We start from the raw sequence: 15,847 nt of genomic DNA, 5'->3' as shown, positions 1-15,847 counted from the left end.
CCATATCTAATGCAAGGGCCTCATGTAGGTATAGAAGTTAAGCGCTATAAATTATTCATTTGACAATTTCATTTTTATAATGTACAGTGCTTGGTGGGGAGTCAATTTAATGAGGGAAAGTTTTGAAACAAATATTTAAAAGTGCACTACTATCAACTGTAGTGCTATCAAGTATAGTATCTGCAAATACAAGTAATGAAGTACTAGCAATATCATCCAGCCTAGATACTACCAGTAGAACCTTCAATGTAAAAATAGACTTTGAATGGGCCATAATGTGGGCAAGGGCAAAGCCAGGTTCCGCCTATGATGGCGGTGAATGGTGCTTCAATGACTTAATGAAAGTAGATGGCGCTTATACCGATACATGCACATCTATAACACTCTCAAATGGGAGGCGATTGGAGATGGAAGTCAGAAATTTGCCACTGGATGCAAGTGTGTATATGGATAAGGATACTTTTGTTGATGCATTAGAGTACAACTTTACACTTCGTACTGATGAGTATTTTTATGTTAATTGGGATAATGATACAGATGAAAAGTTTTGCCAGTTGAGGTTTCCAAGAAACGGCGCTATGCAGAATTTAAACAATGAGGAGTGTGAGACAATTGAGCCGAAAAAGACAAACTGGCTATTAAGTTATAACTTTAAATCATCTTATTCCCCAACTGAGAACACCCTTACCCTTACAAGTGAATTGTATGGCACAGAGAAGTCACTCACAAAAGAAAGCATTAGAATGATGGATATGAAAGGCAAGGTAGTAGAGGCAACAGACATTACTGCGATAAATTTCCAGTTATTTAAAGTAAACGGTCACTACTTTCCTGCACATACAACCTTGCTAAATGATGGCACCAAATTGAGTTTTCAGTTAATTAATTTGCCCAACAACCCAGCAATAACAATAACCTGGGATGATTATTACCGTCTGTTTATGCACAGGTTTAGAAAGCCTAATGGTCGAATAATTGAGATTACTAGAGGGGTTAAGCGTGTTTATAAAGCAGCCAGCAATGGCGATTTTTCGGATACCTATGATGTTTGGAATCACAATCAAACCGGTTATACAAATGCTCCAGGATTTTCCACCTTGTGGGAGAACAGCAGCATTTCACAGTGGAACACAGAAACTAATTTTGTTAAATTGGTTGTAGAAGAAATAATTGCACAGACGGAAGCTGATCGTGCTAATTACATCATAGCGATGAATAATTATACTAATGCGACCGCTATTGAGCAGTCCTCTAAGCATGAGTGGGATGTTAAAAAACTTAAAATTGCAGCAGGTCAAATAGAAGTCCTTTTAAAAGAAGCTGAAGAGGCAATGCTCAAAATACATGGCACCTCCTTTGTAGAAAGCACTAAAGTGAAAATAGCTGGAATAGAGAGTAAACTTCTTTTGGTTATTGATTATGCTAAAGTCGCCTATCCGAAAAGTGCTAGAAAGGGGTACTGGAAATACCCAGTGCTTAAAGGCTTAAGGTATAGCACTTCTATTTATAATTACAAAGGAATAACGACAGACACTGGCGAGTACCTTTGCCAACCAAATGAGGTAGTTACATTCTCTCTAGGTATAGTAAAGATATATACGGCTAATTGTACTTTTGAAGCCCCCTTTATAACGATGATCAAAAGGTAATGCCTCCTCAAGTTAATCCCTAAGCCTCCTTAATTGGGGGTTTGGAGGTGATAATAAGTAATAGGGGGACATTATGAAAAAACTAAATAAAGCAATAGGTGCGCTACTCATAGTAGCATCTCTGGTGGGATGTGGCTCAGATGGCGGAGGCTCAAGCGCACCGAAACCCGGTACTGAGTTATACAGTTCTTCTGCTGTGGCATCGCAGGCCGCAAAAGCAGCTAATGTCATTGCCACAAAGGCTGCGGAAAATGCCGAAACTACCGCCTCTACTATCTTAAGCAGTTTTACAGATAGCAAGGAAGTTACAAAAGAAATAACCGACCAAGAAGCAATGGTAAAAGATGAAAATTTTAAGGCCACAAACGCACTACTTATAGCAATGCAAGCATGGAAAGAGGCGGTAAGAATTAAAAGTGAGGCTGAGTCTGATAACGAAAATCCCGTTTTTTCCGCCGATGACGCCACTTCTAATGCCTCTAACGCCTCTGATGCTTCTGATGACGCCACCAATGTAGCAGCCGCCAAGGCTGCCTATGATGCTGCTGTAGTTTCAGCAAACAAAGCCGCAGCCGCATACTTTAATGCTTATACGCACATTCGAAAGGTTGTTGCAAGGGTGGCATGGACTGATGTAAAAGTCAGCGTTGAACTTGTGGTTGCAAAAGTAACCGCTGCTTTGGCCGCTACTGAAGATGTGGTTACTCCAGCAAATGAGGCCAAGGCTGCTTATGATATTGCAATGGTTGCCTTTGATATTGTCAAAAAAGCATATAACGAAGTCACGACATTGGGAATAGTTCCAGCGACTGGCTCTCCCGATGATTTTGATCCAACTACTTTATTTGATGCAGCTAAGAGCAATGTTGTGGCAGTCGAAAACTTTTACAGTAATGAATATGTGGATACTAAAGGAGCTACACAATTAACAGCAATGGCCTTAGTTGAAAAAGATAAAGCCTTTGCTTATGCAACTAGTGTCAGAGTAGCAGGCGGCGTTGTTCGTGCAAAATTGCTTCTCGCTCAAGAGGCAAGGACACAGGCTTGGAATGCATACAAAAGTGCATTTAACACAGAATCTCTCGCACAAACAGCCGTTGTAGAAAGTATAGATGGCTATCTTGCCACTGCAACCACTCAAGTAGGTTTGGCACAAGTCGCTATGGATAATGCTGAGAAAGCCAAGAAAAGCTTAGTTGGCAATAACTCTGTTGATGCCGAGGCTACCAGATTCGCCTATTCTAATGGAGTAACACCAAGCAAAGATAACGAGGAGTCTGCTGGTGTGCTAGAGTATTACAATGCCATAGTTACCCTCAGGGGTAACATTGCAACCAAAGTAATTGCACTGCATCTAAAAGTGGAGATTGAAGGATATAAGGCAACAGCACAAGTCAAGGTTAGCATTACCGCTACAGCCAAGACAAATGCCACTACAGCTAAGACAAATGCCGATAACAGCGAAGTCTTGTTTGATATTTCTAGATTTAAAGAAGATGCTATTAATGAGCAGACCACTGCTGAAGCCGCAAAGAATGCAGCCGCCAGTGCTTGGACATCTGCCACTACCGCTGATCCCACCAATAGCACTGGACTTGTAAATGACATCAAAGATTTTAGTGATAATGCTAAGCGTGACTGGGAGGCGATAGCAAGAATCATAAGTGCCATTGCTGATCGCTACACTATAGTAAACACCCCTCTATCTCTTGCCACTGCTAGAGCAGAAGAAAAAGTGGCTGAAGAAAAAAACATCAGCCTTATTGAAAGTGGAACAATAGAGGCCGCACTTATAGTGGTTGGAGCAATCAATACAGCGGCAGGTAACACAAAGCTTGCAGCCAATAGTCCAACCATTATTATTGATACTCACAAAAAAGAAGTCAATCAATTGGTGATCAATGCTTATACTTTTGTCGCACACGCTTGGGCTAAGATAGCTGGAATGCAAAAAAATATTGCAAAGACTGCATCGGAGACAGCGGTAGAAATTAAAGAAAATGTATTGCTTGCCACTGATGCCACAATTGCCAGAGCGCTCACAGATACTAAAATTGATTCCAATAATGTAGAAGTTAATATTAGGCATTTTAAAGGGATGGCAAATAATGCCAAAACGGGTGCTGAAACCGCAAAAAGCATGGCACTTGTCGCTTGGAAAGCGACAGAAGGTTATACAGAAACTGGCGCTACCCGTGACGCCGCAAAAGGCTATAAAGATGACGCCGCCAAAGATTATGACGATGGCACGAACGCTAGTGCTACTACCTACTCACAAACTGCCAACGCTGCTTACACAGTTGCTAATACCCATACGGAAAATCTTGAGGTTGTTCAATCAAAAAATACTAAAGAGAATGAACAGCATGCCGCACAGAAGAACTCAAAAATTCTCCGTGCTAACTGGGAATATATGGGGTATGCTAAATCCAGAAGGTTGACCAAGCTCTTATTCGCTTTGTTTAACCACCAGAAGGGATCTGCCGCTAACACCTTTATCCTCAAGGAAGGTGGGGAAGATTGTGAATATTTAGATCCTCATGTTAAAAACAACTCAAATACACATCAGGTAACCGAGGAGCTCAGCAAGGATAAAGACAAGGCCTTTACTTTGACTGGTGGCTGTGGAGTTTTGGATGTTACTCTTACGCATGCTCAGGAGAATGCGTTAAAAGACTTGTCCACACAGAGCAGAGAAGGTCAATCTGATGCAGATGACTACACTTTAGAAACCCTTGTGGGCTCTCTTGACAACTATGGTACGAACTCTTCTGCTCAGTATTTCCCAATGCGTATTGCCCTCGTACTTTCAGTGCAAGACAATAACGATGTAAATATCTTAACCTGTAGCCAGCAAATGTTTATGCTCCACTCAGGTTGGGAAAATTCTATAGAGAAGCCATCGGATAAGAATCCACTTACTTATACCTGCAAAGTTGACAGTAGTATCACGAATAGCAATGATCCAGTTGCTATTACTGCAGATGGAAAAGTAATTGTAGAGGGAACCGGTATAAACAAAGAGACCAAAGCTACGCCATAACAAAAAACTGTTAGACACCTTTTAAACCTCCTTAATTGGGGGTTTAGAGGTGGTCTTACAAAAAATATCCCCAGGTGAACTCCCTGTATTTGACATAAATATTAACTAAAAGCCATCCTTTGTTCGTTGGTAAATTTTTATAAATCCCATCTTAGCCCTGTTATAATAAGCCTTTGCAAAAAACCGCAATTGAATGAAGGTTGTCCTTTCTACTAATACAGGGGTTTTTAGATAGAAACTGAGAGAAGTTTAAATTAACAAAACAGGAAAAATAACATGAAACACTTTGTAAAGGTAGTAATGGCACTGTTGGCTTTAATGGCATTGCCAGAAAAGGTTTTAGCCGTGGGGGTTAATAGCATTACTATGACTATTGATAAGGCGCAGCCTCGTCTTTTTAGTAAAGTAAGGATTACAATGGAGTTCTCAGAGGAGGTCTTCATGCGCCCCAACAGATACACACTAGACAATGTTCTAAAGGTGAATGGTAAATATATGGATTTTATAATGTACAAAAAATCACCAAAAGTTTTTTATTTTTTATCAGCACATCAACTTTCTACTGTTTCTGATAATTATTATTATCAACTTAGTATGATATGGAGTGACATGTATACTGCAGCAAAAGGCGTCCTCCGTACCGGAAGTTCCAATGGTTCTGAAGCCAGTCTTTCCCTAACAAGCGAGGCCAGAGCTCAACTTAATAATATAGTATTGCCAGCTACAAACAAAGTATATTATCTTAATGCAAAAGTAATGGGATTTGAATACTCTGTCAATGAACTCGAAAACAGCAAAGAAGCGCAAATAAAAGTCACTTTTGATAAAAATTTAATATATATAGGTAGCCTTGAAGATCTAACTAATAGTGGTATACCCGCAAATACAATGAAAGGTGACTACGGCGTAAAACGCAACGGAAATATAGTCCAAGTCATGGGCAGCGTGAAAAGCTACCCAACAAATGAGTTCTTCTTGCATTACCCAATTCAACTGGAAGAAGAAGTTGGGGGAATAAACCGAGTAACACTCTCTGAAAAAATAGCGTCTTTCTTTAAAAATTTCAGTGGCTTCATAACTGCAGAAGCTTCGGTACAATTTGATGTAATGTTTGAAGAGAATGAAAGAGTCGTAGCTTATGAAAATATTAAAAAGCATAAAAAGACTGCAGTAGATGCGTTAGCCGAAGCAAGTTTACCAGGAAGAACTCTTGATAGTTTACACGCCTCATTGCAAATTGCTAAGAAAGCGCTAGCAGATAGTAAAACCGCATTGCTAGATATTTCTTCGAATGACTCAAGATACCAAGAGTCTTCTGCCAGTGTAAACTTAATTACTGAAAACACTAAAAAAATCAATGATAAGTTTAAGCCAAAGTATCAGGCAGATGAAAATACAATAAAAGGCTATTGGAAAAATCCAGTAATTAAAGGCTTAGCTTTCATCACAAGCAAGTACGGGTACACGGGTATGACCAATGACAAAGGTGAGTATCTTTGTCAAAAAGATGAAGGAGTTATATTTTCACTAGGCATTATAAGGGTACTCAAAACCACCTGTAACTCAGATAAAGCACCTAATATCACACTCATTCAGTCGCTCACCCCCCACGCCATAAGACGCCCTTAATCCTTAAACCCCCTTAATTGGGGGTTTTGGGTATAAGAGCATTAAAATATAATAAGAGACTTTTGCATAAATATAAATAATCATCAAGAATCCACTTTTCACCCACTTGGTAATTTTTTAAACCCAGCCTTAGTCCTGTTAGGACAAGGTTTAAGAAAATCACCAATTAGGCAAAAATTGAATTTTGCTAATCATCCATATTTATGCAAAGGTCTCAATAAGCAACTGTTTATAATTGCCATTATCCTACTTCCATTAGTTAAGAAGACTAACTAAGCATTTAAAGTATTTTATTAGAAGGTGTAGAAAAATTGATCCCCCTCTAAAGTCCACTCCATCGAGAGGAGGATTAAAAACTAAATAAATGAAATTTCTAATAAAGTAACAGCCCTATTGTTGCTAACAGTGAATGTTTTCTCTCTCACTTAATCTAAATTAACTATGCTATTAGCGCTAAAGAAGCAAGTGCTTACGCCAATTAAGAAGGGATATATGTAAAGGAGTGCCTTGTGGTAGTAACAACTTCGTGCAAATGTTGAGTAATAAATAAGGCAGAAATTTAAACTTTAAAAATAAACAAAAAGAGCGTTACTCCCCTTATTTTTTTTCATGTAAAACAAAACGCCAGTGTGTAAAAAATAATATAGAACTTACTAAAATCACAATAAACTCAAAAATCAAGTCTCTTATAGCGCTTCTTCTTTCTGCCTCAATGACGCTTTGATAACTATCAAGTCTTTGTTGTGTAAGTTCGTTTTTTGTTGGGCGTTTAACAAATTTTTTATCTTTTTTAGGGTTAAGAGTAAGGTCATTCAATTGAATAATATTTGACTGCCCAACTTGGTGTTGCCAATAATTATCATTATTTTGATGATTATTGTATTGATAAGTGCTAATTGTCAGACTAGGCTTAACTAAACTAACCGTATCATGAAGTACAAGTCCAATATTAACCGATAAACAAGTCATCGCCCCAAGGCAGACTAATAATGCATAAACTTCTATTGCTGTTTTTTTCACGGGCTTTCCTTTTTTACAACGATTATTGCGATATTGAAAACAAATCCTGCGCCAAACAATCATATTCTATTTTTTTAAACTGAAGCCCTTGTGCAAATATAAATAATCATCTGTATTTGCACAAAGAACTCTAAGTTAGGATAAATTTTAACAGAAAACAAAAATTTTTTTTAACTTAAATCTACTTTTCATCCACTTAGAAGTTTTCCTAACGACTAAGGAGTTGGATGAAACAGAAGTGCAAGCCATAACCCTTATATCAAAACAACCCCAACTTGTTGCTTAACTAGACTAATGGTAAAGCCCTACACCCTACTCCAAGCCATTCTTAGGAATATATGCATGTTTTTGCAAATATAAATTGCTACGCTTCACTGGATTATAGTGAACACATTCTATCTTTTGTTTCGTTATTGTAAGCGTTGAGATTAATTCAAGGTGGTGGAAAATTAGCCTTGTGTTTTATCAAGAAACCCTTGTGAAATTCATGATTTTTCATTAAAACTTAAGGGCGCTTTGTTTTGAGGCTTGCTCAAATAAACTCTTAATTTGTAGCGCCTAAATTATGTCTGCTGCTGCAATCGGTAAAGTTTTGCGTAACCACCCTCTTTGTCTATTAACTCTTGATGGGTGCCTTGTTCGGTGATTTTGCCGTTGTTGATAAAAATGATGGTGCCTGCATTTTAATGGTGTTGAGGCGATGGGCGTCTGAGACGATGGTTCTGTTTTTCTAATTAAGCAATAGTTTGTTGCCATTCTGCCAATGCAATAACAAAAGATTCTTGAAACCAGTCATTAAACCTTTTGTTGATTTCTGTTTCTTTTTCAAGGTAATTAAATACAAAAACCTCTTGTTGCGCTGATTTTATATTGACAACATTAAGAACGCTATCTTCTGACATATTTTTTTCAAATGTAAAAGATGAAATTGCCATGACGCCATTGCTATGCCCAAATCCATGAATACTAAATACTATTTCAAATATACTTTCCGTATTAAGTATTAACCTTGACCAAGATTTGTACCTTTTGGTATCTGCATAATAATCGTGTTTATTGGCAATTTTTATAATTTCATTGCGAAAATAATAATTTCTATCACTATCATTATTCTTTGCTTCACCCGCTATAGCACCATCTTTACGATTAGTGCTTTTTAAACTAGGGTCAAATTTCTCTTGATAGGCTTTTAGTTTCTCAAATAGGTTTTTTTGTAAAACATCGGCAAATCTATATACCTTTTCAACTTCTTCTTTTTGGGTATCATGTTTAGCCTTTAATAGTTTTATACCATTAGCAAAAATTTGGTCTGCAAAATTAGATTTTTCAACCTCTTGCTGTATATTTAAAGCCGACAAAATACAATCTTTTTGCCGTTTAGCAAAAAGTTGGACTAAGTCATTTATATTGTTATTATCAGCCTCCTCTAAGGCGTTAAGATATATTTCTCTATCAGATTCTCTAATTACCAAGGGAAACAACCCTGCTTTTAGAAACACTAAAGATGCAATCGCTCTGGCAATTCTGCCGTTGCCATCTTGAAACGGATGGATTTGGGTAAAACGGTGGTGCAACCAAGCTGACAATACCTCTGGAGGTGTTTTTCGCTCGTATTTCTTGTATAAGCTAATTAGCGTTTCCATTTCATCAGTAACAAATTCTGGTGGACAATAAAAATGCATTTCACCATTATTTTTTTTTGGATTGTTTGGATGTTTTTTATATTTTCCCTTGAGTAATTTAACTTTAATTATACTTCCTTCTGGCGTTGAAGCCTCTACCATATCTTGATGGGCAACAAGTTTTTCATGCATGGAGCGGATAAAATGCTCTGAAAATGGCTGTTCATTTTTGACAAAATCAAACAATCCGTCAATCGTCTGTTGTTGGTCAGCAATAAGATTGGAAATATTTCCTGACTTTTCTTCGGATAAGCCACTTTTGTAGCTAATTTGTGCGGCATCTATGCCATGTTCAATGAGTGACTCAGTTATCCCTCTATCCCAAGTGTAAAGCCTTTCAATGATTCCTGTCTCTATCGCCCATTCTCTTTGCATTTTTTTAAGAAACTGACTGTATTCATCGGAATTTTTTAATTGTTCTTTTTTGCCGTTCCACAATTTTGCAAGCGCTTTTAATTCAGAGGAAGAAGATTCACTTGTATTGCCAATTTTTTTAATTTTTTCGTATTGCATAAATTTATACCCTTTAATAATTTAATTGTTGCCATAAGGATATATTTCTCTATTACAATATTAAAAATATACCCTGTAAAAAAATAGCCAGACTTCACACATCTTTAAGTTAAAAATTATGTGCTTACTTAGTGTGTAGTACATAAAATAAAAAAAGTTAAAGACTAAGTTGGTGCAATTCAAATTTAATATTAGCTAAAAAAATTATAACAGAAAATAAATCAATTATTCAATAATAAATGCGTGAAATAACGATGGTATAGCGAAGTGTAATGATGTTTCTTTGGCGCTAGAATAGCTTGCCAATTGTTTTGATATTGCTATTTTTCCTCATCTTGGTTTGTTTTTGAAAATGGTTAATTTGTTTGATATTTTTTTATAAAAAACCGCTTGCCTTTTAGGTTTGCTCAAATAAACTCTTAATTTGTAGCGCCTAAATTATGTCTGCTGCTGCAATCGATAAAGTTTTGCGTAACCACCCTCTTTGTCTATTAACTCTTGATGGGTGCCTTGTTCGGTGATTTTGCCGTTGTCGATAAAAATGATGGTGTCTGCATCTTTAATGGTGTTGAGGCGATGGGCGACTGAGATGATGGTTCGGTTTTTTCTGATTTCTGGTAGGTGGTTTAGGATGATGCGTTCTGATTCGTAGTCTAGGGCAGAGGTTGCTTCGTCTAGGATTAGAATTTTTGGGTTGTTTATTAGTGCGCGCATAAAGGCGATTCTTTGTCGTTGGCCGCCTGATAGGTTGCCGCCTTTTTCGCTGAGCATGGTGTTGTAGCCTTGTGGGAGTTCTTCAATGAAGTCGGCGCCGCACATTTTGGCAACGGTTTGTATTTGTGCCATTTCAACATCGGGATTGGCGATTTTAAGGTTGTTAATTAGGGTGTCTTGGAATAATTCGCTATTTTGCAAGACAACGCCCATGTTCATCCTTAATTCAGTTGGAGAGAGTGTTCTGATGTCTAGGCCATCGATGAGTATTTCTCCTGTGGTGGGTCGGTAGAACATTTGTAATAATTTGGTTAGGGTGCTTTTTCCAGAGCCAGAGGGGCCAGTGATGCCGAGCATACAGCCGGGTTTTAGGGTTAGATTAATGTCTGATAGTACAGAGGGCAGTTCTTTTTTGTAGGTGAAGTAAACGCTTTTGAAGACAATGTTGCCTGAAATGTTGTTGAGGAACATATTTTTTGGTAATTCTTCTAGTGGCTCTTTGAGGATTAGGCTGATTTTTTTAATGGAAACCAGTGTGTATTGAAAATCTTGCCATATTTGCGCTAGGCGAATCACGGGTTCGGCAACATAATTAGAATACATACGAAAGGCAATAAAGGCACCAATAGTTAGGTTACCTTCTAACACTTCGGTAATGCCTAGCCATAAAATCACAATAACCATTATTTTGTTAATCAGCGAAATGCCTTGCATGGAAAAAATACTGGTTAACTCTGCTTGGGCGTAAGCACGCTGATACCTTCCCAATCGTTTTTCCCATTGTCGGATAAATCGCTGTTCTGTTGCCATTGATTTGATTGAGTGAATACCATACAGGGTTTCAGTTAATAGTGCGGTATTTTCTGCACTTGCATCAAAAGACTGTTCACTGCGTTTGCGTACAATTGGCCCTATTATCAGCCAAAAGAAAAAATAAATCAGCAAAAATATCAGCACCACAACCGTCATAAAAACAGAATATTGAAACATCACTGAGAAAAACACCACGACAAAAATCAAGTCAATCACCAAAGTCAGAGAATTGCCCGTCATAAATTGCCTAATGCTTGCCATTTCCCTCATAAATGCCGTTATTTTGCCAATTTGATTGTTTTGAAAAAAAGACAATTGCAATTGCATTAAATGCTCATAAATGCGGCTGGTCAATTCTGAATCAATTTTAGAAGTTAAATTGGAGAAAGCAAACGAACGCATTAATAAAAACATTGGGTCAATCAAGGCAAAAAATAACATGGCTATCATGATAGTTTGCAGGTTGGTTGGGTTAAAACTGGGTAAGGCGCTGTCTAAAAAATATTGAAATAGCAAGGGGGTGAGGAGCATAATCAACTGAATCATAATGGAGATAAAAATCACCGATAAAAATTGTTTTTTATGCTTTTTGATTGAGGGTAAAAACCATTGAAAAATAGAATCTTTTTTAATGTCGACATTTTGCACCGTGTTAGCATCGTACTCTTCTAAATTATTGGCAATGGCAATGCAGGAATTTTGCCAAACTTGACGGCAATCTTGCTTGCTCATCTGCCATTTATCCACGCCGTCAAATACAGTGAGATTTTTTCCGTCAAAGGCCTCAAGGAGCAGCCAATTATTTTGACACTTGATTAGCACAGGCAGGTGTAATTTGTCTAATTTTTTTAAATTAATTTGCAGATATTCAGCATTGATGCCCGCCCATTGAATGGCGTATATCAGTTCAGATTGACTTAAATCACTGTTTTGACTGCTAACCAATAAATGGCTAATGCTCGCCAGTTCAATGTTTTTTTCAAAATGTTTTAGTAACTGAACGATGCAGAGTAAAGCACGGTTGCTAGCGGTAAGGTTAACGCTCTTTAAGGCCTTCACTGACATGCTCCAAAACAGGTGATAATAAGTAGTCAATCACGCGGCGGCGGCCTGTTTTTATTCTAACAACAACTGACAATCCAGCGTGTAAAAAGATGGTTTTGCCTTTGTATTGTATTTTGTTGTCTTTAAGGTTAACAGTGGCTAAAAAAACATAACCCAATTCTTTGTCTTCAATAGAATCTTGATAAATATTTTCAACCACCCCGTCAATGGCACCGTATTTTATATAATTAAAGGCATCTAATTGCACATTTGCCGCTTGTCCAGTGCGTACAAAGCCAACATCCTTGTTTAATATTTTCACTTCTGCTTGTAGGGAAAGTTTGCCTATGGGGACGATAGACATTAATTCTTGTGCAGAGGTTACCACGCCGCCAATGGTATTGATGGAAATTTCTTGGATAAAGCCTTCTATTGGCGCATAAAGGCGCATTGTTTGTAGTTGATCTTGGTATTTTTTTAACGCCTCTGTTGTTTCGATAATGTCCAATTGATTTTTTTTATATTCCCTATAGATTTTATTTTTCTTTTGACTGATGGCAAATTTTTTATTGCTTTCTTCTAATTGGCGATTGCTGTTTAATTCGTGCAACTTAGATTGTTTGCCTAGCAATGATTTTTTAGATTGTAGTAATTCTTTTTGTGCTTGTAGAAATTGCAATTCGGAAATATCTTGATTGTTAAAAAATTGACTGAACATCTCTACACGCCTGCGTGCATTTCCTGTTACCAATTGATCTAATTTAATTTCATTTTTTAAATGATGGGCAGATTTCTTTGAGTTGTGAATTTTGGCATTAATTTGTGCAATTTGCTTAAAAAATTCCTCCAAATCTAGGGTTGCTTGCCTATTTTGTAAGGCGTCAATTGAGATATTTTGTGCAATGCCATCTTGTTCTATTTGCTCAATAATAGGGAAAATGTATTCAAAATTTTTCTGATTTTGTTGGTAAAACGATAATTTTGCCTTCAAGTTAGCAATATTGGTTTTTGCCTCTATGTCGCTAAGTTGCACCAGCAAATCCCCTTTTTGCACGACTTGACCTTCTTTGACATAGATTTTTTCAATTTTCCCTGGATTAAGTGGTTGAATTTTTTGCGACTTACCAGAGACAATTAATTTACCTGTGGTGTTTGCATAAATGGCAATGTAACTTAAATAGGACCATAACAATACTATTGTTACAAACGCCACCACGCTCCAGCCAATTAGGCGAGAGAAGTTTGTCGGCGCTTGCTTTTGAATGCGCAAATAAGTGGGGGAAAACTCAAAGGCCTTGTTGTCAGTTTTTTTGCCAGCAAAGATTGAAAAAAGTTTTTTCTTAGGTGGGTGATTCATGAGGGTATAAGGGCTAAATATTTGACTTTATCTTCGCCTGTTAAAATGTTGGTTATTTTGCCTTTATTAATAACCACCACCCTATCGCAAGAGCGAATAGTGGACAAACGATGAGCAATAATAATCACCGTTTTGCCGTGCGATATTGCGGTCATATTTTGACGGATTAACGCTTGAGACTCTTCATCTAAGGCAGAAGTTGCTTCATCCAAGATGAGTAATTTGGGTTTGTCAATAATGGCTCTGGCAAATGCAATTCTTTGTCTTTGTCCACCTGATAAAGACTTACCACCTTCTTGAATTTCAGTATTGTAGCCCAATTGCATTTTGCGAATAAATTCATCAGCGCCTGAGGTTTTTGCTGCTTCAATCACTTGTTCTATTGGTAATGTTGGGTTTTTATGGGCGATATTTAAACGCACACTTTCTTGAAAAAGGTAATTTTCTTGCAAAACAACGCCGATTTGGTTTCTTAATGAATGCACATCTATCTTGTTGATATTAACATTGTCAATATAAATATCGCCAAAATCGGGAACATATAAACCTTGTATCAATTTAGCAATCGTGCTTTTTCCAGAACCAGACCCGCCAACCAATGCCACACTTTCACCAACTTCAATGGTTAAATTAATATTTTCAAGCACTAAATTACTGGTAGGCGTGTATTTGAAAGACACATTTCTAAGTTCAATTTTTCCTTGTAATTTATGCGAGGCTTGGTGTTTTTTCTTCTCAGCAGGTGTGTTTAAAATACTGCTCAATCGTTCCACTGCTATTTTGGTTTGTAAAAACTCTTGCCACAATGAAGTGAGTTGGTTAAGGGGTTGCTGAAACATAGATAATAGCATATTAAAGGCAATTAATTGTCCAATTGTCATATTTAACGCAAATACTTCAATGGCAGCCAGCCATAAAGCCAGCACACTCACAACTTTTGAAAAAATGCTCACCATTTGCGAGGCAAAGGTATTTAATTTCTGTAAATCGTAATTCACACCGACCATACTACTGGTTTGCTTGTTCCAGCGTTTTAACATAACTCGCTCTAACGCCATACTTTTAATGGTTTCACTATTGGCGATAGATTCTGTCAAAAAAGCAGTATTTTTGGCGCCTTTGCTGAATGACAATTCAATGTATTTAATCAGTTTTGGCGTCAGTAACCAAGCACTAATAAAATAAAATGGCACGGTTGTAGCAACTATTAAGGCTATTTTTGGGGAAATGTAATACATGACAAAAAAAGTGATAAATAAAAACACAAAATCAATAACACTCAATAATGCTTGACCCGTAAAAAATTCACGCACACTGTTAATTTCTTGCGCCCTACTCACCAACAATCCAACAGATTTACTTTCAAAAAAGGCAATAGGCAAATGTATTAAATGCTTAAATAAACGCACCCCTAAGCCAATATCAATACGATTAGCAGTATGCAGTAACAAATATTCGCGTATGCTCGTTAAAGCAATTTCAAATATATTGGCACTAAGTAACGCCACCAATAAAATAATCATGGTTGACAAGGCGTTATTAACCACCACCTTGTCAATAACTACTTGGAAAATCAATGGCAATATCAATGCCACAATTTTCAAAACACAAGAAAAGCTAACAATCTCTAACAAAGTATTTCGATAACGCAAAAACTCAGGAACAAACCACCAAAGTCCAAATTTAGCAGTGTCTTTGACAAAAATAACTTCGCCACCCCAGACTTTTTGAATGTCGGATAATTGAAATTGAGCGGGATCTTTGCCTGGGCGTTGAATTAGAACCCCCTCTTTGGAGAGGCTAGCAACGACAGAAGGCTGACCCTCTTTGGTAAAGAAAATAAAGGGCGTTCTTTTTTGTAACTTTTTAACCGATAATTTTTTTTTGCTAAACTGGAGTTTTAATAGATTCTTTTTGGCAAATGAATGTAGTTTTTTTTTATCAGGTACTACATTATCTTTACTTTCTTGAATAAGGATGTCCTTACCAAGAACCTCTTCTCTTAACAGCAGGAATAGCGTATAAATTGATTGGTAAACTGGCTGCAACACCGAAACTCGTTAAAGAAAATTATTTCTTCTGGGCTTTTTCAATATCTTGCTCGGTTGGAATAATGCCCGCCGTTTGAAAGCGCTGAATCATGTCTTTCATTTTATCATCTTGCATTAACCCTTCGATCACACTTAGCATATATAAAAAACCATTTAACGGCATAGTGATCTGCCCTAGGTCGTCAAATTTTGGCTTATCATCGTTGTCGGTAGCCTGTTGTTCAGAGGATTGAGCGACTAACTGCATCTTAACAATACCATTGTTGACATTAATGGCACTAACGGTATCTACAAATATATTTTTATTGTTCATGTTTTTATTTTCCTTATTT

The 15,847-nt window shown here is 37.2% G+C and carries 9 protein-coding genes; 3 read left to right on the top strand and 6 right to left on the bottom strand.

Annotated elements, in window-relative coordinates:
* Nucleotides 1–122 precede the first annotated feature (122 nt).
* The 3 genes from MS2017_RS05425 to MS2017_RS05415 all read left to right on the top strand — a co-directional run bounded on the left by MS2017_RS05425 (nt 123) and on the right by MS2017_RS05415 (nt 6,321).
* Nucleotides 123–1,649 (top strand): hypothetical protein, encoded by a 1,527-nt coding sequence (locus MS2017_RS05425; RefSeq protein ID WP_122951521.1) that lies wholly within the window; start codon nt 123–125, stop codon nt 1,647–1,649.
* Between the two features lie 73 nt (nt 1,650–1,722).
* Nucleotides 1,723–4,692 carry a hypothetical protein gene (locus tag MS2017_RS05420; RefSeq protein WP_122951520.1) on the top strand — a complete coding sequence of 990 codons (2,970 nt, stop codon included), beginning with the start codon at nt 1,723–1,725 and terminating at the stop codon, nt 4,690–4,692.
* 276 nt (nt 4,693–4,968) lie between these two features.
* Nucleotides 4,969–6,321: a hypothetical protein gene (locus MS2017_RS05415; protein WP_122951519.1), complete on the top strand. Its 1,353-nt coding sequence runs from the start codon at nt 4,969–4,971 to the stop codon at nt 6,319–6,321.
* Nucleotides 6,322–6,918: 597 nt separating this feature from the next.
* Here the strand turns inward: MS2017_RS05415 and MS2017_RS05410 are convergent.
* From MS2017_RS05410 to MS2017_RS05385, 6 genes are all read right to left on the bottom strand, one after another.
* Entirely contained in the window at nt 6,919–7,341 is a 423-nt protein-coding gene (locus MS2017_RS05410; RefSeq protein WP_139458985.1) for a hypothetical protein, read from the bottom strand.
* 734 nt (nt 7,342–8,075) lie between these two features.
* On the bottom strand, nt 8,076–9,536 hold the full coding sequence (locus MS2017_RS05405; RefSeq protein ID WP_122951517.1) for a Fic family protein: 1,461 nt from the start codon (nt 9,534–9,536) through the stop codon (nt 8,076–8,078).
* Nucleotides 9,537–9,974: 438 nt separating this feature from the next.
* Nucleotides 9,975–12,122: a peptidase domain-containing ABC transporter gene (locus MS2017_RS05400; RefSeq protein WP_158009495.1), complete on the bottom strand. Its 2,148-nt coding sequence runs from the start codon at nt 12,120–12,122 to the stop codon at nt 9,975–9,977.
* Nucleotides 12,100–13,464, bottom strand: coding sequence for an HlyD family type I secretion periplasmic adaptor subunit (locus MS2017_RS05395; RefSeq protein WP_071565207.1), 1,365 nt, complete (start codon nt 13,462–13,464; stop codon nt 12,100–12,102). Before MS2017_RS05395 ends, MS2017_RS05400 begins: the two co-directional genes overlap by 23 nt.
* Complete coding sequence (locus MS2017_RS05390) at nt 13,461–15,512, bottom strand: peptidase domain-containing ABC transporter (protein ID WP_164707615.1); 2,052 nt, start codon at nt 15,510–15,512, stop codon at nt 13,461–13,463. The genes MS2017_RS05395 and MS2017_RS05390 overlap by 4 nt, the downstream gene beginning before the upstream one ends.
* 22 nt (nt 15,513–15,534) lie before the next feature.
* Nucleotides 15,535–15,828, bottom strand: coding sequence for a hypothetical protein (locus MS2017_RS05385; RefSeq protein ID WP_071565205.1), 294 nt, complete (start codon nt 15,826–15,828; stop codon nt 15,535–15,537).
* Nucleotides 15,829–15,847 lie beyond the last annotated feature (19 nt).

Source organism: Bathymodiolus thermophilus thioautotrophic gill symbiont, from assembly GCF_003711265.1.
In the GTDB taxonomy this organism is placed as follows: Bacteria; Pseudomonadota; Gammaproteobacteria; order PS1; family Pseudothioglobaceae; genus Thiodubiliella.
This window is presented reverse-complemented; position numbering and strand designations above follow the sequence as displayed.